Origin of the sequence: Aliiroseovarius sediminilitoris, assembly GCF_900109955.1 — a bacterium.
Classification (GTDB): Bacteria; Pseudomonadota; Alphaproteobacteria; order Rhodobacterales; family Rhodobacteraceae; genus Aliiroseovarius; species Aliiroseovarius sediminilitoris.
Window position 1 is genome coordinate 1303806 of sequence record NZ_FOJB01000001.1, and the last position, 19677, is coordinate 1323482.

The window sequence follows — 19677 nt, forward strand, 5'->3', positions numbered from 1 at the left end:
CATATGCGCAGAGGTCTTTACATCTCGGCATCTGTTCACGGGATCCTGATCCTGTGGGTGCTTTTTGGCGGAGTTTTTAACTTCTCGCGCGATGATCAGCTTGTGCAGGTGTCCGATGTCTCGATCCTCTCGGAGGACGAATTCGCGGCGTTAAGTGCGCCGCGTGGCGAGACCGCGACCGAGGGGGACACCCCGCCCGCACCGCGTCCGACGCCTGAGCCTGAGCCTGCGCCAGAACCGGCCCCCGAGCCAGAACCGGCCCCCGAGCCTGCACCAGCACCAGCACCAGAGCCTGCACCAGCACCAGAGCCGGAACCTGCGCCAGAGCCGGAACCAACTCCCGAACCCGAACCGGAAACGGCCCCTGAGCCTGAAACGGCGCCGCCCGCACCCGCGCCGCGCGTGGCCCCGACGCCTGCGCCTGAACCGGAAACGCCGGTCGAGGAAGCACCCGAGGTTGTTGAAGCCCCCGAACCCTCACCCGAGCCGACACCGGAACCCCTGCCCGAAGAGGTAACACCGACCGCGCCGCCGGAAGCCTCGACCGAGATTGTGACAGAGGCCGAGGAGCCGGTGGAAGATCCATCGCTGGCCCCGGCAACCTCGTCGCGTCCGAAAACACGCCCAAGCCGCCCCGCGCCCGTGGAAACCGCCGAACCGGCAACACCTGTCGAGACGCCCACCGAAGCGCCGACGCCCGCCAACAATGCCGCCGCTGTGGCGGCTGCGGTGGCCGATCAGGTGGCCGGTGGGGAAACCGATACACCCGCGCAGGACGTGCCCGAGGGTCCGCCGCTGACTCGCGGTGAAAAGGACGGGTTGCGCGTGGCGGTCAGTCGCTGCTGGAACCTTGGGTCAAGCTCGACGGACGCGATGTCCACGACAGTGGTCGTCATGGTGTCGATGAGCCGCGATGGCAGGCCGGAAGGCATCCGTATGGCGTCCTGGGACGGTCCTTCCGAGGCCGCCGCGAACACCGCCTTCCAGGCCGCACGGCGCGCGATCATCCGCTGTGGTGCGAACGGGTTCGACCTGCCTGCCGAGAAATATGGCCAGTGGCAGGATATCGAAATGACCTTCAACCCCGAGAATATGAGGATCAAATGATGCCTCGGACGCTCGAAATATGTGTCGATACGATCGACGGGGCAATCGCCGCTCAAATTGGTGGTGCGGATCGGATCGAGCTGTGCGCGGCGCTGTCCGAAGGCGGACTGACCCCCACGGCTGGATTGATGATCGCAGCATCGCAACTGGACGTGCCGTGCTATGCGATGATCCGCCCCCGCTGTGGTCTGTTCACCTATTCGGAGGCGGATGTGCAGGTGATGCTGGATGACATCGCCGCGGTGAAAGAGGCCGATTTGGCAGGCGTTGTCCTTGGGGCGCAAAAGCCAGATGGCACATTGGATACTGCCGTGCTTGGCCGCCTGCTGGCCGCTGCCGAAGGGTTGGGCGCGACGCTGCATCGGGTGATTGACGTGGTGCCGGATCCGATGGTCGCAGTGGATCAGGCCGTCGCTCTGGGGTTCGAGCGCGTTCTGACCTCGGGTGGGGCCGCAACGGCGGTGGAGGGTGCAGCTGGGATTTGTGCTATGGTCCGGCGCGCCGCCGGGCGCGTCTCCGTCATGGCCGGCAGTGGGCTGACAGAAGACAATATTTCTGATTTCGTGGCGCAGACAGGTGTTCATGAGGTTCATGCCTCCTGCGCTGTGGCGGTGACGGGAGAGGAGAGTTTTTCAAATTTCTCCCCTGCCGGTGGCCGCAAGATAACGTGTATGAACCGGGTGAAACAAATGAAGAGGGAATTGGTCGGATGAGCGTGAAACTCAAGAAACTGATCCTCGAACGATCGGTCGGGGCGGTTGTGGCTGTTCTGATCGCGGCAGTCATAGGTGTTCTGGGGCTGACACGGCCAGCAGAGGCGCAAGGGCCGTTGCGGATCGAAATCACCGATGGTGTGATCGAACCCTTGCCCTTCGCCGTGCCTGATTTTCAGGCCGAGAATGGTGCGGCAGGCGAATATGCACGATCCATCGCGCGGGTGGTAGCGGCGGATCTGTCCGGCACCGGGCTGTTTCGTGAAATTCCCGCAGACGCGTTCGTGTCAGGCATCACGAGTTTTGCCAGCCCGGTCGCTTATGCGGACTGGAAGGCGATCAACGCACAGGCGTTGATCACCGGGGCCGTTTCGGCCTCGGGTGACAGCCTGAATGTGAAATTCCGGGTCTATGACGTGTTTTCCGGCCAACCGCTGGGCGAAGGGCTTCAGTTCTCGGGCGCGATCAGTTCCTGGCGCCGGGTGGCCCATAAGGTCGCTGACATCGTTTACAGCCGTATCACCGGTGAAAGCGGCTATTTCGACAGCCGCGTTGTATTCGTTGCGGAAACCGGCCCGAAGAACGCCAAGCGCAAGCGGTTGGCGGTCATGGATTACGACGGGGCAAATGTTCAGTATCTGACCGACAGCTCGGCCCTGGTTCTGGCACCGCGTTTCTCGCCCACCGGCGACAGGGTGCTTTACACCAGCTACGAAACGGGCTTCCCGCAAGTGTATATTCTTGATGTGGCCACCGTTGGACGTCAGGCACTGTCGCAGCAGCAAGGCACGATGACCTTTGCGCCGCGCTTCTCGCCCGATGGCGGCACGATTGTCTATTCACTGTCAACGGGGGGCAACACGGACATCTATGCGATGGACATCAATGGCGGTAATCCACGTCGGCTGACCTCGACCCCGTCGATCGAAACCGCGCCAAGCTATTCGCCCGATGGCAGCCAGATCGTCTTTGAAAGCGACCGGTCCGGCACGCCGCAACTTTATGTCATGCCCGCCGGTGGCGGCGAGGCGACACGGATCAGCTTCGGGCAGGGGCGCTATGGCACACCGGTCTGGTCGCCGCGTGGCGATCTGATCGCCTTCACCAAGCAAAACGCGGGCCGGTTCCATATCGGCGTCATGCGCACCGACGGATCCGAAGAACGTCTGTTGACCGCCTCCTTCCTGGATGAAGGCCCCACTTGGGCACCGAACGGGCGCGTGATCATGTTCACCCGCGAAAGCCAGGGCGCGTCGGGAGCACCGTCGCTGTATTCTGTTGATATCTCTGGCCGCAACCTGCGGCGCGTGGTGACGGAAGGGGCGGCGTCCGACCCGGCATGGTCGCCGCTTTTGAAATAAGCGCATTATTGCGCAGCGATCGGCGCGGACCAGCAGGCATGCGCCGATCCGTTTCCAAACGGGATTTTTGCTGCTAGGATTGCGCCAACGAGCAACAATTTGCCTGCCCACGACAGGGGCACGCGAGAAAATGGACACAGGAACGATCATGAAACGTATTGCAATTGCTACGCTGGTTGTGGGCGCGCTGACGCTTTCGGCCTGCTCTAAGAACCGCCTTGGTGATCAGTATGGCGCAAACGGCGCGTCTGGCGATTTTGTCGCGGGTAGCCCGTCTGACCCCCGGTCGCCGGCATATTTCCAGCAGACCATCGGGGACCGTGTGCTGTTCGCGGTGGACCAGTCCTCGATCAATCCGGAAGGCATTGACCTTTTGACCAAACAGGCGGCGTGGCTGATGGAAAACACCGCCTATACCGCCGTGATCGAAGGTCATGCGGATGAGCAGGGCACACGGGAATACAACCTTGCACTGGGTGCGCGTCGCGCGTCTGCCGTGCAGAACTTCCTGATCGAACGCGGCGTAGCCCCGAACCGACTTCAGACCGTCAGCTATGGCAAGGAACGCCCGCTTGAAATCTGCTCGGACGAGCTTTGCTATGCCAAGAACCGTCGCGCGGTGACCGTTCTGGCCGCCGGCGCCGCCACAAGCTGAACCTAGATCGTTTGAAGGAGGGTCAGATGTCGCCTTTCCCCCGGCTGTCCGCCATTGCCCTGTCCGTATCCATCGCGCTGGTGTCCCCAGCCTTGGCACAGGACCGGGCGCAGTCACTTGCCGATATCCGGCAAGAGCTGTCGATGCTTTATGTCGAAGTTCAAAAGCTTAAGACCGAGCTGTCCACCACGGGCGCGGGCAGCATTGCGACGGGCTCTGGCAGTCTGACCGAACGCGTCGCGACCATCGAAAGCGAATTGTCGCGGCTGACCGGGCAGACCGAACAGCTTCAGTTCCGCATCGACTCGATTGTCAAGGACGGCACCAATCGCATTGGCGATCTGGAGTTCCGTCTGGTCGAGTTGGAAGGTGGCGATGTCTCGAAGCTTGGCGAAACCTCGACCTTGGGCGGCGGCGAAGTTCCGGCCGCCCCGGCCACGGCCCCTGCACCAGCCCAGCCGTTGACGACGGAGATGGCGGTGGGTGAAAAGCAGGATTTCGAAGCGGCAGGAGCGGCGCTGGAGGCTGGCGACTTCGATCAAGCCGCCGCACTTTATGAAACCTTCATCGAAACTTACCCCGGTGGTCCCTTGACCGCCGAGGCGCATTTCCAGCGTGGCGAGGCGCTGACTGGCAAAGGCGACATCAAATCGGCCGCGCGGTCTTATCTGAACGCTTTTTCCGGTGCGCCCAACAGCGATCGCGCGCCTGACGCGCTGTTCCGTCTGGGCAATGCGCTGGGTGCGCTGGGCCAAACCTCGGAAGCCTGTGCAACGCTGGCCGAAGTCGGCAAACGCTTCCCCGGCACACCGGCGGTAGAGGATGCAGCGGCCGCACGTGCAAGCCTTGGGTGCCAATGACGCCTGAAGGATGCATCGCTGATGCCCTCGACCGGGTCCGCGCAGGCGGGCCCGTTTTGCGTTTGGGTGTGGCCGTATCAGGCGGTGGGGACAGCATGGCGCTGCTTTTGCTGGCGCGGGACTGGTGCGCGAAACATGGTGCCGGGCTTTACGCGGCGACGGTCGATCACGGTCTGCGCGCGGACGCGGCGCAGGAGGCGCGGTTCGTGCAGGGCAGTTGTGCGGAGATGAACCTGCCGCACCGGATATTGGCATGGAACGCGACGCCCGAGGGCAATGTGCAGGATGCGGCCCGCCGGGCGCGATATGACCTGTTGGCCGACTGGGCGCGGACCGAACGGCTTGATGCGGTGCTGTTGGGGCATACTGCCGATGATCAGGCAGAAACCTTTCTGATGCGATTGGCGCGCGGGTCGGGTGTCGACGGGCTTTCCGCCATGCGTGACGATTGGCGCGACCGGGGCGTGCGCTGGATGAGACCCCTGTTGCCGGTCGCGCGGGCGGCGTTGCAAGAGGTTCTGACCATGCGCGGGCAGGGCTGGGTGGACGACCCGTCCAATGACGACCCAAGCTATGACCGTGTTAAAATGCGCCGAGCGTTGCAGGACCTGCCGCAGATCGGGTTGACACGCGGGCGGCTGACAGACACCGCGCATCGCATGTCGCTGGCGCGGGATGCCCTGTCCTGGCTGGCCCATGATGCCGCCCGCAGGCTGGCAGAAGTGAAGGGCGGGGATGTGAAATTTGCTCTGCCGGGGTTCTCTGAATTGCCCGATGAAACCCGCCACCGTCTGCTGGCTCATGCGATTAACTATGTCTCATCGACCCCGTATCGCCCGCGTTATGACGCTTTGCGGAGTCTGGAGGCCGAAGTGATGGCGGGGCAGACCCGCACCTTGCAGGGCTGTCTTGTGTCGCGCGGGCCCGACAGGTTTGTGATCGGGCGCGAGTTGCGCGCGGTCGAGAGCGTCGCATCCCGGCCCGGTGCGCTGTGGGATCACCGCTGGATCATGGACGCGCCACGTCACTCCGATGTGGCGGGATTGCAGGTCAGGGCCTTGGGCGACGGCATTCATTTCTGCAAGGATTGGCGGTCGTCGGGTCTGGCCCGAAACACTCTGATGACAACGCCCGCGTTATGGCAGGATGACAGGCTGATCGCCGCCCCGTTGGCCGGTTTTGGCGATATTTATCTGTTAATCCGCGCGCCAGTCGTAGAAGATTTCCTATCAACCATTTTATCGCATTGAACATACTGCATTCATCCCTATTTTAGAGTGGCAGCGTGCGGACCGGTGGTTCTGCGCTCTGTCGCCATGGCATTCAAAGGAGATACCCTTGGGCAACGCGAGAAATTTCGCCTTCTGGATCGTTTTGTTCCTGCTGATCCTGGCTTTGTTCAACCTGTTTTCGAACGGGCAGGCAGGGCTGGCAGCATCGCAGGTCAGCTATTCGGAATTTGTGACCTCTGTCGAAGGGGACGAGGTCAAGACCGCGACCATCGACGGTGAAAAAGTTATCTATCAATCCGCAGATGGGAAGATGTATCAGACCATCGTGCCGCGCGACGCCGAAGTGTCGAACTTGCTGCTGGACAATGGGGTCGAACTGAAGGCTGAACCGCAACAGCAATCGGGCTTCATGAGCCTTATGACATTGCTTCTGCCGGTGATCCTGCTGATCGGGTTCTGGTTCTTCATGATGAACCGGATGCAAGGTCGCGGGGGCGGTGGAGCCATGGGGTTTGGCAAATCCAAGGCCAAGATGCTGACCGAACGTGAAGGTCGTGTGACCTTTGACGACGTGGCCGGCATTGATGAAGCCAAAGAAGAGCTGGAAGAGATCGTGGAGTTCCTGCGCAACCCGCAGAAATTCAGCCGCCTTGGCGGCCAGATTCCTAAAGGGGCGCTGCTTGTTGGCCCTCCGGGAACCGGTAAAACGCTGCTGGCCCGCGCAATTGCCGGCGAGGCAGGGGTGCCATTCTTCACCATCTCAGGTTCCGATTTTGTAGAGATGTTCGTGGGCGTCGGCGCAAGCCGTGTGCGTGACATGTTCGAGCAGGCCAAGAAAAACGCGCCCTGCATTGTCTTTATTGACGAGATTGACGCCGTGGGTCGGTCGCGTGGCGCAGGCTATGGCGGCGGAAATGACGAGCGCGAACAGACGTTGAACCAGCTTCTGGTCGAGATGGACGGATTCGAGGCCAACGAGGGTGTGATCATCCTTGCCGCGACCAACCGTCGCGATGTGCTGGACCCTGCGCTTCTGCGTCCGGGCCGTTTTGACCGTCAGGTCACTGTGCCCAATCCCGACATCAAAGGTCGCGAGAAAATTCTGGGCGTTCACGCCCGCAAGGTGCCTTTGGGTCCCGACGCCGACATGCGCATCATCGCGCGTGGCACACCGGGCATGTCGGGCGCTGATCTGGCGAACCTGGTGAACGAAGCTGCCTTGATGGCCGCCCGTGTGGGCCGCCGATTTGTCACTATGGAAGATTTCGAGAACGCGAAAGACAAGGTGATGATGGGGGCGGAGCGTCGCTCCATGGTTCTGACCGACGACCAGAAGGAAAAAACCGCTTATCACGAGGCCGGTCACGCCGTGGTTGGGATGTCGCTTCCGCAATGTGATCCGGTCTATAAAGCCACGATTATCCCGCGCGGTGGTGCGTTGGGTATGGTTGTGTCGCTGCCCGAAATTGACCGGTTGAACTGGCATAAGTCGGAATGCGAAGAAAAGCTGGCCATGACTATGGCAGGCAAGGCCGCCGAGATCATCAAATATGGTGAAGAGAATGTCTCGAACGGGCCAGCAGGTGATATCCAGCAGGCATCGGGTCTGGCGCGCGCGATGGTGATGCGCTGGGGCATGTCCGAGAAGGTCGGCAATATCGACTATGCCGAAGCGGCCGAAGGCTACTCTGGCAACACGGCGGGCTTCTCGGTTTCGGCACATACCAAAGAGCTGATCGAGGAAGAGGTAAAGCGCTTCATCCAACAAGGCTATGAGACCGCCCATAAAATCCTGACAGAGAAAAAGGATGAATGGGAAAATCTGGCGCAAGGTCTTCTGGAGTATGAAACCCTGACCGGCGAGGAAATCAAACGCGTGATGCGGGGCGAGCCGCCCACGAAAAGCGAGGATGACGACACGCCCGACGAAGGCAGCGCGCCGTCGGTCACGGCGATACCTAAAACCAAACCGCGGGCGAAACCAGCAGGCGAGGGCGACTTGGAGCCTGAACCCACCACCTGAACGCGGATCATTACAGGCCAAGCCCCCGAACGGATCACTCCTTCGGGGGCTTTTTCGTGGTTTTGAGTTTGCGCAGGAAACGGGTCGATATGATCACGACACATGCTCACCTTCAGGGAAAGGAGGGCGCGATCATGCTTCCGACAACTCTGGCATTGCTTCTGTTTCTGGCACCGCTGGCCTACAGCCCTGGGCCCGGCAACATGGTTTTCGCGGCCATGGGCGCGCGGTTCGGTCTGCGTGCCACCTTGCCCGCCAACCTCGGCTATCACGTTGCGACATGGATCGTGACTTTCGGCCTTGGGCTGGGGTTCTCGACTTTGGTCGCCACGGCGCCGGCCTTGTTTGAGGTGCTCAGGTGGGCGGGGGCTGCCTATGTGGCGTGGCTGGCGTGGACCTTCCTTCGCGCCGGTCTTTCCGGGGCGGGCCGAGACTTGGGGGTTATCGGCGTTCTGGACGGTGCCTTGCTGCTGGTTCTGAACCCGAAAGCCTATGTGATCATCGCCCTGATGTTCAGCCAGTTCCTGACCGCGTTTCCGATCCCACATCTTGCCGCCGTGTTGTGGATCACGACCATATTCACGCTGAACAACCTTTTGGCGTTCCTGTTCTGGACAATTGTCGGTGATGGTCTCTTGGCCCGGTTCAGACACCGCGATCATGCGCGCCTGCTGAACGGGGCATTCGCCGTGATACTGGGTCTTGTCGCGGTCTGGCTGTTTGTGGCAGGCCGCGCGGCGGTCTAGCAATTGCCGCCCCGACTTGGAGTTCGGGGCGACAGGTGTTCCAGAAAATCAGAAACATTCCATAGCGATTTTCAGGTCAGATCACGACCACATCCAGCGGCGGGAACCCGTTGAAGCACACGCTGGAATAGGTCGAGGTATAGGCACCGGTGTTGCGGATCAACACTCGATCCCCCGCTTTCAGGGTCATCGGCAGATGAACCGGGCGCTTTTCATAGAGCACGTCTGCGCTGTCGCAGCTTGGCCCGGCCATGACGCATGGCCCCATCGGCTCGCCATCGCGCGGGGTTTCGAACTGATAGCGGATCGCCTCGCCTTCGGTTTCGGCAAGGCCCGAGAACCGCCCGATGTCGAGATACACCCAACGGTGCATGTCACGGTCGGATTTGCGGCTGACCAGCATGACTTCGGCCACGATCACGCCAGCCTCGGCCACCATACCGCGCCCCGGCTCGGCCATCACCTGCACCTTGTCGCCAAAGCGCTCGGTCACAAGGTCGATAACCTGACGGGCATAGATTTCGGGCGCGTCAATCGCTTCGCCATAGAAGGCTGGGAAGCCACCGCCGATGTTCAGAACGGACACGGCATGGCCCGCTGCGTGGGCTGCACGCCAGATCTCGGCCATCACGTTCAGCATCGGCACCCACATCTTGGCGCGGCGGGTCTGTGATCCGACATGGAACGAGAATCCGACGGGGTTTAGCCCAAGTTCTTTGGCATAGCCCAGAAGCGCCATGGCGGTGTCGCGGTCACAGCCAAATTTGCGCGTCAGCGGCCAGTCGGCCTGGGAAGCTTCGACGATCAGACGAATATAGACCGACGCGCCCGGTGCGTTCTCAGCGATCTTCTCAAGCTCCTCCTGCGCGTCTGCGGCGAACAGGGTGATGCCTTGCTGGTGTGCCCACGCGACATCCGATGCCCGTTTGACTGTGTTTCCGAAGGAAATATCCTGCGGCCGCGCACCTTCTTCAAGGCATAGCGAAATCTCACCTTTCGAGGCGGCGTCGAAATGGCTGCCAAGTTCGACAAGACGGGCAATGATTTCGCGCGCCGGGTTTGCTTTCACGGCATAATGGATACGGGCGTGGCCCAGACCGGATTGCAGCGCGTTGTATTGTTGTTCGACCCGGTCGAGGTCCATGACCAATGTGGGACGGTCAAATTGCTGGCTGGCGACAAAAGCGTCCAGTCGGGACGGGACAGCAACAGGGGAAGGCGCACCAGCGCCAACGAAATGCATCATGGTCATCTCCAAAAGACCCGGCCATAACGAAAATCGTCGAAGACCGCTCAGTTCCAAGGGAGACGTTACCGTCGCTACGTAAACACGTGGGCGTAGATGCTTCCGGCCAGAGGCGCGTGCGTTGGCGTCTATGTCGCGCAAATGTCCTGAAAAAAGATTCGATGCAAGACCAAAAAATCGCGGCACGAGATTTTTTTTGCCACCCGGCGCAACAGCGTGTCCGGGCGACACAGGTTCTGCCAGACAATCCGTGGTTCGAGCCGTATCTTTGGACCTGTCGCCTTGAGCTAGCGGCCGCTCTGCGTCACTCTGCTGTTGATTGGAAGGAGGCTTTCATGCCCGCGCTTATCCCAACAGACTACCACGGTCAGATTACATGGCTGGGAAAGACCATCGACCGGGACCAGACATTGGCATCGGTCGCCTGCGATGCGGTCCAGCTCACCTATGCGGGTGTAACGGGCGAGGCGCGGTCTGGCCTGACGCGCAAGTCATGCGCCAGGATGCGCGCGCAATATCCGGTGAACACCGAAATTCGGAATGTCCGCCAATTGTCGATCCTCTGCGCAGAGGAGCTCGCGTTGATTGCACAAGCGATGGAGATCGACGAGATAAACCCCGAATGGCTGGGCGCGTCCATGATCATTTCCGGTCTGCCGGACTTCACCCATACCCCGCCGTCTTCCCGTCTTGTCGCGGAAAACGGCACCTCGCTGACCATCGATATGGAAAACAGGCCCTGCAATTTCCCGGGTCAGGAGATCGAGCGCCATCTGCCGGGAAAAGGGCACGCCTTCAAGGCGGCAGCAGCGGATCGTCGCGGCGTCACGGCCTGGGTCGAGCGCGAAGGCGATCTTCGCACAGGCGATGCATTGCGTCTTCACGTCCCATTCCAACGCACATGGCAACCTGACCGTTAAGCCGTGCCGTTGAAGAAAGAGTGTCGCTGTCGAGATCTGGCTGCCCGATTGAAAACGACGAACTGGATTTCGACGAATTCCACGGCAAACATGTCGGATTCCACCCTATGAGATGATATCGGGGCAGATAAGTATCGGGAAGAAAAATGGTCGCAGGATCAACAGGGCTGCGATCTGACCTGAACAACAGCGCACGAATCTGAAGGATCTGCCATGAGCTATAAATCCGACATCGAAATTGCCCGCGAAGCCAAGAAACGCCCGATTCAGGAAATCGGCGACAAATTGGGCATTCCGACCGAACACTTGCTGCCCTTTGGCCATGACAAGGCGAAGGTCAGTCAGAATTTCATCAATTCAGTTCAGTCCAACGATGATGGCAAGCTGATCCTTGTGACCGCGATCAACCCAACACCGGCCGGTGAGGGTAAGACAACCACCACCGTGGGTCTGGGCGATGGTCTGAACCGCATCGGCAAGAAAGCGATGGTCTGCATTCGCGAAGCGTCGCTTGGGCCGAACTTCGGCATGAAGGGCGGGGCTGCGGGTGGCGGTTACGCGCAGATCGTGCCGATGGAGGATATGAACCTGCACTTCACCGGCGACTTCCACGCCATCACCTCGGCCCATTCGCTGCTGTCGGCGATGATCGACAACCACATCTATTGGGGCAATGAGCTTCAGATTGATGAACGCCGCGTGGCCTGGCGCCGTGTGGTCGACATGAACGACCGCGCGCTGCGCGATATCGTGTGTTCGCTGGGCGGCGTCTCGAACGGTTTTCCACGTCAGACCGGATACGACATCACCGTCGCTTCGGAAGTGATGGCAATCCTGTGTCTGTCGAACAATCTTGAAGATCTGCAAAGACGTCTGGGCGATATCATCGTGGCTTATACGCGCGAACGCACGCCGATCTATTGCCGCGATATTGGTGCCGATGGCGCGATGACTGTGCTGCTCAAGGACGCGATGCAACCCAATCTGGTGCAGACGCTGGAGAACAACCCCGCCTTCGTGCATGGTGGCCCTTTCGCCAACATCGCGCATGGCTGTAACTCGGTCATCGCGACGAAAACCGCGATGAAACTGGTGGATTATGTCGTGACCGAAGCCGGTTTCGGCGCCGATCTGGGTGCCGAGAAGTTCATGAACATCAAGTGTCGTAAAGCAGGCATCGCCCCCAGCGTTGTGGTTCTGGTTGCCACCGTGCGCGCGATGAAGATGAACGGCGGCGTGGCCAAGGCCGATCTGGGCGAAGAAAACGTCTCAGCGGTCGAGGCAGGGTGCCCCAACCTTGGCCGTCACATCGAGAACCTGAAATCTTTCGGCGTGCCGGTTGTCGTCGCGATCAACCACTTTGTCACAGATACGGATGCAGAAGTGCAGGCGGTGAAGGATTATGTCGGCGAACACGGTTCGGAAGCCATCGTCTCACGCCATTGGGAACTTGGTTCGGAAGGGTCCGAGGCGCTGGCCCGCCGCGTGGCCGAAGTGGCCGATGCGGATGTGGCCAGCTTTGCGCCGATCTATCCAGACGAAATGCCCTTGTTCGAAAAGATCGAAACGATCGCCAAACGGATCTATCGCGCCGATGAAGTTCTGGCTGACAAGAAAATTCGTCAGCAATTACGCGATTGGGAAGAGGCCGGGTATGGCAACCTGCCGGTCTGCATGGCGAAAACGCAATACAGCTTCTCGACCGATCCCAACCTGCGCGGCGCGCCCACTGGCCATTCGGTGCCGGTGCGCGAGGTGCGTCTGTCTGCGGGCGCCGGCTTCATCGTCGTCGTGTGCGGCGAGATCATGACCATGCCCGGCCTGCCGCGCCAACCCGCCGCGCTGACCATCGGGTTGAACGCTGACGGCGAAATCGAGGGGCTGTTCTGATCAAGGAAGCGGCGCGGCGCGGGGCTTGCCTGTTGCTGCGCCCCGACCTGTTCTGATACCGGTCTGCCAAAGACCAAATTACACCACAAAAGGAGAGGGCGATGTCAGCTCAGATCATTGACGGCAAGGCTTTTGCTGCAACCGTGCGCGAAAAGGTCGCTGCCCATGTGACGCGTATCAAAGACGAAAATGGCATCACGCCCGGTCTGGCTGTCGTTTTGGTGGGTGAAGACCCCGCCAGCCAGGTCTATGTCCGCTCGAAAGGCAAGCAGACCATCGAAGTCGGCATGAACAGCTACGAGCACAAGCTGGATGCAGACACGTCCGAGGCAACATTGCTGGCCCTGATCGACAAGCTGAACAATGACCCGGAAGTGCATGGTATCCTTGTGCAATTGCCACTACCTGGCCACCTGAACGAAGACCTTGTGATCAATTCGATAGATCCAGCCAAAGATGTGGACGGGTTCCATATTTCAAATGTCGGGCTGTTGGGGACGGGTCAGAAATCCATGGTGCCTTGCACGCCGCTGGGCTGTCTGATGATGCTGCGCGGCCACCTGGGGTCGCTGTCCGGGTTGGACGCGGTGGTGATCGGTCGCTCGAACATCGTCGGCAAGCCCATGGCCCAACTGCTGCTGGGCGACAGCTGCACCGTGACCATCGCGCATAGCCGCACCAAAGATTTGCCGGACGTGGTGCGTCGCGCCGATATCGTGGTGGCCGCCGTCGGGCGTGCCGAGATGGTTCCGGGCGATTGGATCAAACCCGGTGCCACCGTGATCGACGTGGGCATCAACCGCATCGACGCGCCCGAAAAGGGAGAGGGTAAGACCCGGCTGGTGGGCGATGTACATTTTGACAGCGCCGCCAAAGTAGCCGGTGCCATAACGCCGGTGCCGGGCGGGGTTGGCCCGATGACGATTGCCTGCCTTCTGGCCAACACGTTGACAGCCTGTTGTCGGGCCAATGGACTGGTTGAGCCTGAGGGTTTGACCGCCTGAGGCGGAGGTTATTCACAGCATCTTGGGGGCGGGTTCTGATCTGCCCCTTTCTACATGCGCAGACCCGTGTGTTGCAGACTTGGCACTCTATTTTCGCAGCCCAATAAAATCGATTCGCACTAGCAAATATTCTGTTAACCTTTTCAGCGCTAACGCGACGCCAAAAGTCGCGGGCAATTGAGCAGTTCATCGTGGCCAACGCGTCACGAAAACAGGGCGTCAAAAGAGCGCCGCAGGTAGAGCATGTCTATTTCCATATACGGGGCATTTCGCTCCGACACGACGATGTCCAACGATACGGCGACCTATGCCACGATCGGGTCACGGTTCCGGATCAGTTCCTACAGCAAAATCTCCATCTCGGATGGGGCTGATGGCACGATCATTTCAGGCGATAACGTCATCAATGAATCCCCCAACGATCCAAGCCAGACGTATAACGGAGAAGTCTTCATCTGGGATTACACGATCCAGGTGACAGACGGGTCAAACATCTATGAAGTCGGGGTCATGGATTGGGATGCGAACGGCAACGGCTCGTTCCAGTGGCCCGGTGCTGAACAGGGCTACTTCATCGCTTTTCTGAATGGTGATATTCCGCCGTTGAACACAAACCTGCGGGTCGTCGCGGTCACGGATAACGGCCCGTCGATCCCTGCCAGTTCTGTGGTGCCCTGTTTTGTCGTTGGCACGATGATCGACACACCGCATGGTCCCCGCCAGATCGAGACACTTGGTGTCGGCGACGAGGTGTTGACGCTGGACAATGGGCCGCAGAAAATTCGCTGGATCGGCAAGCGTGAACTCAGCCTTCGGGAGCTTTTGAAGAAACCCAAGCTGACACCGATCCGCATCACCGCAGGTGCATTGGGGGCCAACTTGCCCTTGCGCGATCTCTGCGTGTCACCACAGCACCGTGTGCTGGTCCGTTCACCCATTGCGAAACGGATGTTTGGCGGGGAAGAGGCATTGATCCCGGCCCATAAGCTGATCGAAATCCCCGGCATCTTTATCGACACGGTGGATGCGCCGGTCACATATATGCATATGCTTTTCGACAGCCACGAGATCGTGTTGTCGGAAGGGGCACCGACAGAAAGCCTGTTTACCGGCAAGGAGGCCCTGAAAAGCGTGGGCGATGCAGCCTATGACGAGATTATGACCTTGTTTCCCGAACTGGCAGCGGCGGATTATGTGCCCAGAATGGCGCGGTTCTGTCCGCCCAAGGGCAAGCATATGAAAACGCTCGTGCGCCGTCATGTCAGCAATCAAAAGCCGCTTCTGGCGATGCAGTAACCGCTCCGTGGCCTGTGGTTTGACCTAATCAGTGAATTTAGGTGCGCGTTTTTGCATTCCGGCCACCACAGCTTCCATCTGATTGGGTTTGCCCATCAGCCCCTCCTGCACGCGGCTTTCCGCGATCAACGTGTCCTTGACCCCCGTCAGCTCCGTATCCCGGATCAGGGCCTTGGCGGCCCGGATGGCGTCGGGGGATTTCTGCGCAATCTCGGCGGCAAGCGCTTGCGCCCGCTTCAGTGGTGTATCTGACAGTTCCGTCACAAACCCCCAGTCCAGCGCCTGTTGAGCCTCGAATTGCTCGGCGGAATAGGTCAGCTTGCGGATCACATCGCCCCGTGCCAGCCGCCGCATCAGAACCATACCGCCCATGTCGGGAATGATGCCCCAGCGGCCTTCCATGATGGAAAAGCGCGTATCGGGCGCGGCGATGCGCAGGTCGGCGCCCAGCATGATCTGGAACGCGCCGCCAAAGGCATAGCCATGCACAGCGGCGATCACCGGTTGTGGCATCTCGGCCCAGACCATGGAGGCGGCTTGAAACAGGTTTGAATTGCCATGCGTGCGCTCAAGGAACACGTCGCCCTGCATCGCGAACTGCGCGATTTCGGGCATTGCAGCCAGATCAAGCCCGGCCGAAAAGGCAGGCCCGTCGCCTGCCAGCACCACGGCGCGGATATCCTTGCGCGCGGCAAGGATTTCGCCAGCCTCCACGATGGCGCGGATCATCGCAAGGTCCAACGCATTGCGCTTGTCGGCCCGTGTCAACGTGACCGTGGCGACTTGGTTTTCTTCCGTGATGCGAACGCGGTCTGACATTTGGCTCTCCTGTTTCGGGTTGGAAAGAATGTGCAGTTTTGCCACGTGAAGGCCAACCGTCACGTTGCGGCAGGTCGGATCGGAACCGGCACCATGGTGCCCAAAAGCCGGGCGATCAGCGTGCGCTGGCCGTCCTGTTCGGCCCAGACATCGGCTTCGACAGGTATCAGCCGGCGGCCCGTTCGCAGCACGCGCCCCTCGGCGATCAGCCGATCGCCCGAAGCAGGGGCCAGCAAGTTGATCTTGATCTCGGAGGTCAGGACTTCGTGTCCCTCGGGCATGACAGACAACGCGGCATAGCCCGCAGCGGTGTCGCCCAGCCCGAAGGTCAGCGCGGCATGACCATACCCGTGGTGTTGGCGCATATTGTCCGGGATTGGCGCGCTGATCTGGCACGACCCGTGCGCCAAATCGGTCATTTCCGCCCCGATCAACGTCATCAGACTCTGCGCTGCAAAGCTTTGCCGGGCTTTGGCAATGGTGTCTGGGGAAAGCTCTGTCATGTGGCGTCCTCTCGTTGGGAAAGGGTAGCACATTTGCCGACCACGCAATGAAAACGCCACGTCACAAGCGGGGTCAGCGCGGCATCGGGATGGGTTGTGGTGGCTCGCCCAGCAGGACAGCGATCGCTTCGCGTCGCATCAAACGCGACAAAACCGAATTGTCCGTGCGCAGCCCGCCAGTATAAGTGCCATAGGACGGCATGATCACCCGATCCCCATCGAAGAGCATGCAGCGCCGACTGACTGTGCGACCTTTGAAATGAAGCTGCGCTTTGGGGTGGAAATGCCCGGTGATCTCGCCTGACGCGCCGACCCGCGCGATATGGCGGAAGTGCAGCGGGGGTTGCAAAAGCTCTGCCAGATGGGTGCCGGCAAACTCGATCGGGCCGGGGTCGTGGTTGCCCTCGATCCAGACCCAGCGGCGGCCAGCCATCAGGCGGGTCAGCCACAAGGCTTCATCCTCGGGCAGGTTTGCCGACGCCTCAAGATCATCAAAACTGTCGCCCAGACAGACAATGGTGCGCGCACCCGTCGCTTCGATGTCGGTTTCCAATTTGTGCAGAGTGTCACGGGTTTCATAGGGCGGCAGGATTGCACCACCGCTGCGCGCCATCCGTTCGGATTTGCCCAAATGAAGGTCCGAGACACACAGGATTTTTACCTCGGGCCACCAAAGCGCACCCGATGACAACAAGGTCAGCTTCACCCCCGTGAAAATAAACTCGTACCCCTTCATATAATCTTCCAAGTCGATTTTCGGCGCTATTGCAAGATTTTACTGCGGTTTCGGGGTTAGATCAGTCCGGCCTCTATCATAAGGCGATCTGCCTCAGCGCGCATCAACGTCTCTTGCCCCGCGCCATTGACCGGCACCTTGCCGACTTCAAGGAACAGTGGGGCGGCGAAGGGCGTCACACGGCCCGGATGGACGTGGTCGATCATACCCCCGGTGCGCTCCAGCATCCCGTCAATCCGGTCAAAGCCGATCAGGCCGCGCATCGCTTCGTCGCGGGTGATGGATAACAGCAAGTGGTCGGGATCGTATTTGCGAAGCGTGTCGTAAAGGATGTCCGCCGAAAAGGTCGCCTGCCGCCCCGAAGATCGCTTGCCGGGCAGGTTGCGGGTGATCAGACCGGCAATGGTGGCCGCGCCTTTGAAGCTTCGTTTCATCAGGGCGTTTTCCGCAAGCCATCCGTCCAGCCCGTCACGCAGGCCCGTGGCGTCGAGCGCTTGAGCGGGGTTGTCCAGATGCGACAAGGACCAAATCAGCGTGGCATAGTCGGTGGCGACGAAGCCCAGCGGGCCAAGCCCCAACTCCTCCATCCGGCGTGTGACCATCAGGCCCAGCGTCTGCTGCGCGTTTTTGCCGGCAAAGCCATAGATGCAGGTATGCGGGCGGTCTTCGTGGTCGAAACTTTCAACAAGGATGCGGCCTGCGCGCGGTAATTGGCTGACCTCGCGCTGCAATTCGATCCAGTCAAGCGTGTGGCGGGGCAGGTCGGGCAGGGGCGTGCGGTGCAATAGATCAAGGATACGGCTGGACAGTTGCGTCGAGGTGGAGAACTTGGTGCCGGAAAACACCGCGAGTTTTGGTTTGCGACCTCGATCGCGGCTGACCTGCACCTCCATCTCTCGCAGGCTTTCAAACCGCACGATCTTGCCGCCCATAAGGAAGGTGTCGCCGGGCACCAGCGAGGCGGCGAAGCGTTCCTCGACCTCGCCCAATGGCTTGCCACCCGAGGCACCAGACCGTCCCTTCATCCGCACCTTCAGCTTGTCGGTGTCAACGATCGTGCCCACATTCATCCGCACCTGTTGGGCCAGACGCGGATCGCGCAGCTGCCACAGCCCATCGGCACGCTGCATCAGACGTTGCCACCGATCATAGGCGCGCAGGGCGTAGCCTCCGGTCGCCACGAAATCGAGGCAGGCGTCGAAATCCCTGCGTGTCAGGTCGGCATATGGGCCAGCGGTCGTAACCTCGGCAAATACTTCATCGGCGTCAAAAGGGGCCGCAGAGGCGGTGATCAGGATGTGCTGGCACAGCACGTCACGCGGGCCGGGGCCGCGCGGGTCGCCGTCAAGGTCATGGGCCAGCACCGCCTCGATCGCAGCGTGACATTCGATGACTTCCCACCGGTTTGCGGGCAGGATCAGCGCCTTGGAGGGTGCATTGTAACGGTGATTGGCCCGCCCGATCCGCTGCACCAGCCGTTTTACGTTCTTGGGCGCGCCCACTTGAATGACCAGATCGACATCGCCCCAATCCAGCCCGAGGTCCAGCGACCCGGTGCAGACCACGGCGCGCAATTGGCCCGCAACCATCGCGGCTTCGACCTTTTTGCGTTGTTCCAGCGCCAGCGAACCATGGTGGATGCCGACGGGCAGGCCCGCGTCATTGGCCAGCCACAACTCGTGAAAGAAGACCTCGGCCTGCGCGCGGGTGTTGTGGAAGATCAGCGTGGTCTTGTGTTTTGCAACCTCTTCAAGAACCTCGCGGATTGCATATCGCCCGCCACCACCGGACCACGGGGGTGGGTTGTCGGTGGTCAACATGGCGATATCAGGATCAGGACCGGGGTCAGCTTCGATGATCGCGCAGGCGGTTGGATGCGGGGCAAGGAACCGGGCCAGCGCGGGCGGGTCTTCGACCGTGGCCGACAGTCCAACGCGCCGCAGATCAGGGCAGAGCGCTTGCAACCGCGACAGACACAGCATCAGCTGATCGCCGCGTTTGCTTTCCGCCAGCGCGTGCAGCTCGTCCACGACGACACGTTTCAGACCCGCGAATATGCGTGGTGCGTCTTCATAACTGAGCAGCAAGGCAAGGCTCTCCGGCGTGGTCAGCAGGATGTGCGGCGGGTCGGCGCGCTGCGCTTTCTTACGGGTCTGGGTGGTGTCGCCGGATCGATCCTCGACCCGGATTGCCAGCCCCATCTCGTCAATCGGGGCGGTCAGGTTGCGCCGCATATCTGCCGCCAACGCCTTCAAAGGCGAAATATAGAGCGTATGTAGACCCGGACCGGGGGCCGCGCCCAGTTCGACCAGCGTCGGCAAGAACCCCGCGAGGGTTTTGCCGCCCCCGGTGGGTGCGATCAGCATCAAGGCCGGGGCATCGGACCGCGCCAGCATCCTGACCTGATGCGGATGCGGCGACCAACCGCGCTGGGTGAACCAGTGGTCGAATTGGGGGGGCAGGGTGATCATGCGGTCAGGATAGCAAAGCGCTGTGCCAAGAACATGCCGCAAATGCATCCGGCCACGAAAAAGGGCGGTCCGAGGTGCACGACAGACCGCCCTTG

General features: G+C 60.7%; 17 protein-coding genes. 12 read left to right on the top strand and 5 right to left on the bottom strand.

Features of this window, described 5'->3' with window-relative positions; genetic code table 11:
* Nucleotides 1-3 precede the first annotated feature (3 nt).
* From BMY55_RS06570 to BMY55_RS06605, 8 genes are all read left to right on the top strand, one after another.
* Nucleotides 4-1107 carry a hypothetical protein gene (locus BMY55_RS06570; RefSeq protein ID WP_091429306.1) on the top strand — a complete coding sequence of 368 codons (1104 nt, stop codon included), beginning with the start codon at nt 4-6 and terminating at the stop codon, nt 1105-1107.
* Nucleotides 1107-1820 (top strand): copper homeostasis protein CutC, encoded by a 714-nt coding sequence (locus BMY55_RS06575; RefSeq protein ID WP_245744665.1) that lies wholly within the window; start codon nt 1107-1109, stop codon nt 1818-1820. The genes BMY55_RS06570 and BMY55_RS06575 overlap by 1 nt, the downstream gene beginning before the upstream one ends.
* Complete coding sequence (tolB, locus tag BMY55_RS06580; RefSeq protein ID WP_091429309.1) at nt 1817-3181, top strand: Tol-Pal system beta propeller repeat protein TolB; 1365 nt, start codon at nt 1817-1819, stop codon at nt 3179-3181. Before BMY55_RS06575 ends, tolB begins: the two co-directional genes overlap by 4 nt.
* A 148-nt stretch (nt 3182-3329) precedes the next feature.
* Nucleotides 3330-3836, top strand: coding sequence for a peptidoglycan-associated lipoprotein Pal (pal, locus tag BMY55_RS06585; protein WP_091432118.1), 507 nt, complete (start codon nt 3330-3332; stop codon nt 3834-3836).
* Nucleotides 3837-3862: 26 nt separating this feature from the next.
* Entirely contained in the window at nt 3863-4696 is an 834-nt protein-coding gene (ybgF, locus tag BMY55_RS06590; RefSeq protein WP_091432121.1) for a tol-pal system protein YbgF, read from the top strand.
* Nucleotides 4693-5946, top strand: coding sequence for a tRNA lysidine(34) synthetase TilS (gene tilS, locus BMY55_RS06595; RefSeq protein WP_091429310.1), 1254 nt, complete (start codon nt 4693-4695; stop codon nt 5944-5946). The genes ybgF and tilS overlap by 4 nt, the downstream gene beginning before the upstream one ends.
* A gap of 88 nt (nt 5947-6034) precedes the next feature.
* The gene (ftsH, locus tag BMY55_RS06600; RefSeq protein ID WP_091429311.1) at nt 6035-7951 is read left to right on the top strand and encodes an ATP-dependent zinc metalloprotease FtsH; all 1917 of its coding nucleotides are present in this window, start codon (nt 6035-6037) and stop codon (nt 7949-7951) included.
* Between the two features lie 134 nt (nt 7952-8085).
* Entirely contained in the window at nt 8086-8697 is a 612-nt protein-coding gene (locus BMY55_RS06605; protein ID WP_091432123.1) for a LysE family translocator, read from the top strand.
* 76 nt (nt 8698-8773) lie between these two features.
* Here BMY55_RS06605 and BMY55_RS06610 read toward each other — a convergent pair whose 3' ends face one another.
* Nucleotides 8774-9943: a type III PLP-dependent enzyme gene (locus tag BMY55_RS06610; RefSeq protein ID WP_407639015.1), complete on the bottom strand. Its 1170-nt coding sequence runs from the start codon at nt 9941-9943 to the stop codon at nt 8774-8776.
* A gap of 335 nt (nt 9944-10278) precedes the next feature.
* Between BMY55_RS06610 and BMY55_RS06615 the strand changes: the two genes are divergently transcribed.
* From BMY55_RS06615 to BMY55_RS06630, 4 genes are all read left to right on the top strand, one after another.
* Entirely contained in the window at nt 10279-10863 is a 585-nt protein-coding gene (locus tag BMY55_RS06615; protein ID WP_091432125.1) for an MOSC domain-containing protein, read from the top strand.
* A 213-nt stretch (nt 10864-11076) separates the two neighbouring features.
* On the top strand, nt 11077-12753 hold the full coding sequence (locus tag BMY55_RS06620; protein ID WP_091429315.1) for a formate--tetrahydrofolate ligase: 1677 nt from the start codon (nt 11077-11079) through the stop codon (nt 12751-12753).
* 101 nt (nt 12754-12854) lie between these two features.
* On the top strand, nt 12855-13757 hold the full coding sequence (gene folD / locus BMY55_RS06625; RefSeq protein ID WP_091429316.1) for a bifunctional methylenetetrahydrofolate dehydrogenase/methenyltetrahydrofolate cyclohydrolase FolD: 903 nt from the start codon (nt 12855-12857) through the stop codon (nt 13755-13757).
* Nucleotides 13758-14042: 285 nt separating this feature from the next.
* Nucleotides 14043-15053 (top strand): Hint domain-containing protein, encoded by a 1011-nt coding sequence (locus BMY55_RS06630; RefSeq protein WP_245744666.1) that lies wholly within the window; start codon nt 14043-14045, stop codon nt 15051-15053.
* 24 nt (nt 15054-15077) lie between these two features.
* Here the strand turns inward: BMY55_RS06630 and BMY55_RS06635 are convergent, their stop codons facing one another.
* The 4 genes from BMY55_RS06635 to BMY55_RS06650 all read right to left on the bottom strand — a co-directional run bounded on the left by BMY55_RS06635 (nt 15078) and on the right by BMY55_RS06650 (nt 19582).
* On the bottom strand, nt 15078-15872 hold the full coding sequence (locus BMY55_RS06635; RefSeq protein WP_091432127.1) for a crotonase/enoyl-CoA hydratase family protein: 795 nt from the start codon (nt 15870-15872) through the stop codon (nt 15078-15080).
* Between the two features lie 59 nt (nt 15873-15931).
* Nucleotides 15932-16375 (bottom strand): PaaI family thioesterase, encoded by a 444-nt coding sequence (locus BMY55_RS06640; protein WP_091429319.1) that lies wholly within the window; start codon nt 16373-16375, stop codon nt 15932-15934.
* 73 nt (nt 16376-16448) lie between these two features.
* A complete protein-coding gene (gene pdeM / locus BMY55_RS06645; protein WP_091429321.1) occupies nt 16449-17111 on the bottom strand; it encodes a ligase-associated DNA damage response endonuclease PdeM in 663 nt (220 codons plus the stop codon).
* A gap of 56 nt (nt 17112-17167) precedes the next feature.
* Nucleotides 17168-19582: a ligase-associated DNA damage response DEXH box helicase gene (locus tag BMY55_RS06650; protein WP_091432129.1), complete on the bottom strand. Its 2415-nt coding sequence runs from the start codon at nt 19580-19582 to the stop codon at nt 17168-17170.
* Between the last annotated feature and the right edge of the window lie 95 nt (nt 19583-19677).

Excerpts from the sequence above, each read along its gene's own strand:
- BMY55_RS06620 (WP_091429315.1), top strand. The coding sequence starts at position 11,077 with ATGAGCTATAAATCCGACATCGAAATTGCCCGCGAAGCCAAGAAACGC.
- tolB (WP_091429309.1), top strand. The coding sequence starts at position 1,817 with ATGAGCGTGAAACTCAAGAAACTGATCCTCGAACGATCGGTCGGGGCG.
- BMY55_RS06615 (WP_091432125.1), top strand. The coding sequence starts at position 10,279 with ATGCCCGCGCTTATCCCAACAGACTACCACGGTCAGATTACATGGCTG.
- BMY55_RS06630 (WP_245744666.1), top strand. The coding sequence starts at position 14,043 with ATGTCCAACGATACGGCGACCTATGCCACGATCGGGTCACGGTTCCGG.
- pal (WP_091432118.1), top strand. The coding sequence starts at position 3,330 with ATGAAACGTATTGCAATTGCTACGCTGGTTGTGGGCGCGCTGACGCTT.
- pdeM (WP_091429321.1), bottom strand. The coding sequence starts at position 17,111 with ATGAAGGGGTACGAGTTTATTTTCACGGGGGTGAAGCTGACCTTGTTG.
- BMY55_RS06570 (WP_091429306.1), top strand. The coding sequence starts at position 4 with ATGCGCAGAGGTCTTTACATCTCGGCATCTGTTCACGGGATCCTGATC.
- BMY55_RS06635 (WP_091432127.1), bottom strand. The coding sequence starts at position 15,872 with ATGTCAGACCGCGTTCGCATCACGGAAGAAAACCAAGTCGCCACGGTC.
- ybgF (WP_091432121.1), top strand. The coding sequence starts at position 3,863 with ATGTCGCCTTTCCCCCGGCTGTCCGCCATTGCCCTGTCCGTATCCATC.
- folD (WP_091429316.1), top strand. The coding sequence starts at position 12,855 with ATGTCAGCTCAGATCATTGACGGCAAGGCTTTTGCTGCAACCGTGCGC.
- BMY55_RS06605 (WP_091432123.1), top strand. The coding sequence starts at position 8,086 with ATGCTTCCGACAACTCTGGCATTGCTTCTGTTTCTGGCACCGCTGGCC.
- BMY55_RS06650 (WP_091432129.1), bottom strand. The coding sequence starts at position 19,582 with ATGATCACCCTGCCCCCCCAATTCGACCACTGGTTCACCCAGCGCGGT.
- BMY55_RS06610 (WP_407639015.1), bottom strand. The coding sequence starts at position 9,943 with ATGATGCATTTCGTTGGCGCTGGTGCGCCTTCCCCTGTTGCTGTCCCG.
- BMY55_RS06640 (WP_091429319.1), bottom strand. The coding sequence starts at position 16,375 with ATGACAGAGCTTTCCCCAGACACCATTGCCAAAGCCCGGCAAAGCTTT.
- BMY55_RS06575 (WP_245744665.1), top strand. The coding sequence starts at position 1,107 with ATGCCTCGGACGCTCGAAATATGTGTCGATACGATCGACGGGGCAATC.
- tilS (WP_091429310.1), top strand. The coding sequence starts at position 4,693 with ATGACGCCTGAAGGATGCATCGCTGATGCCCTCGACCGGGTCCGCGCA.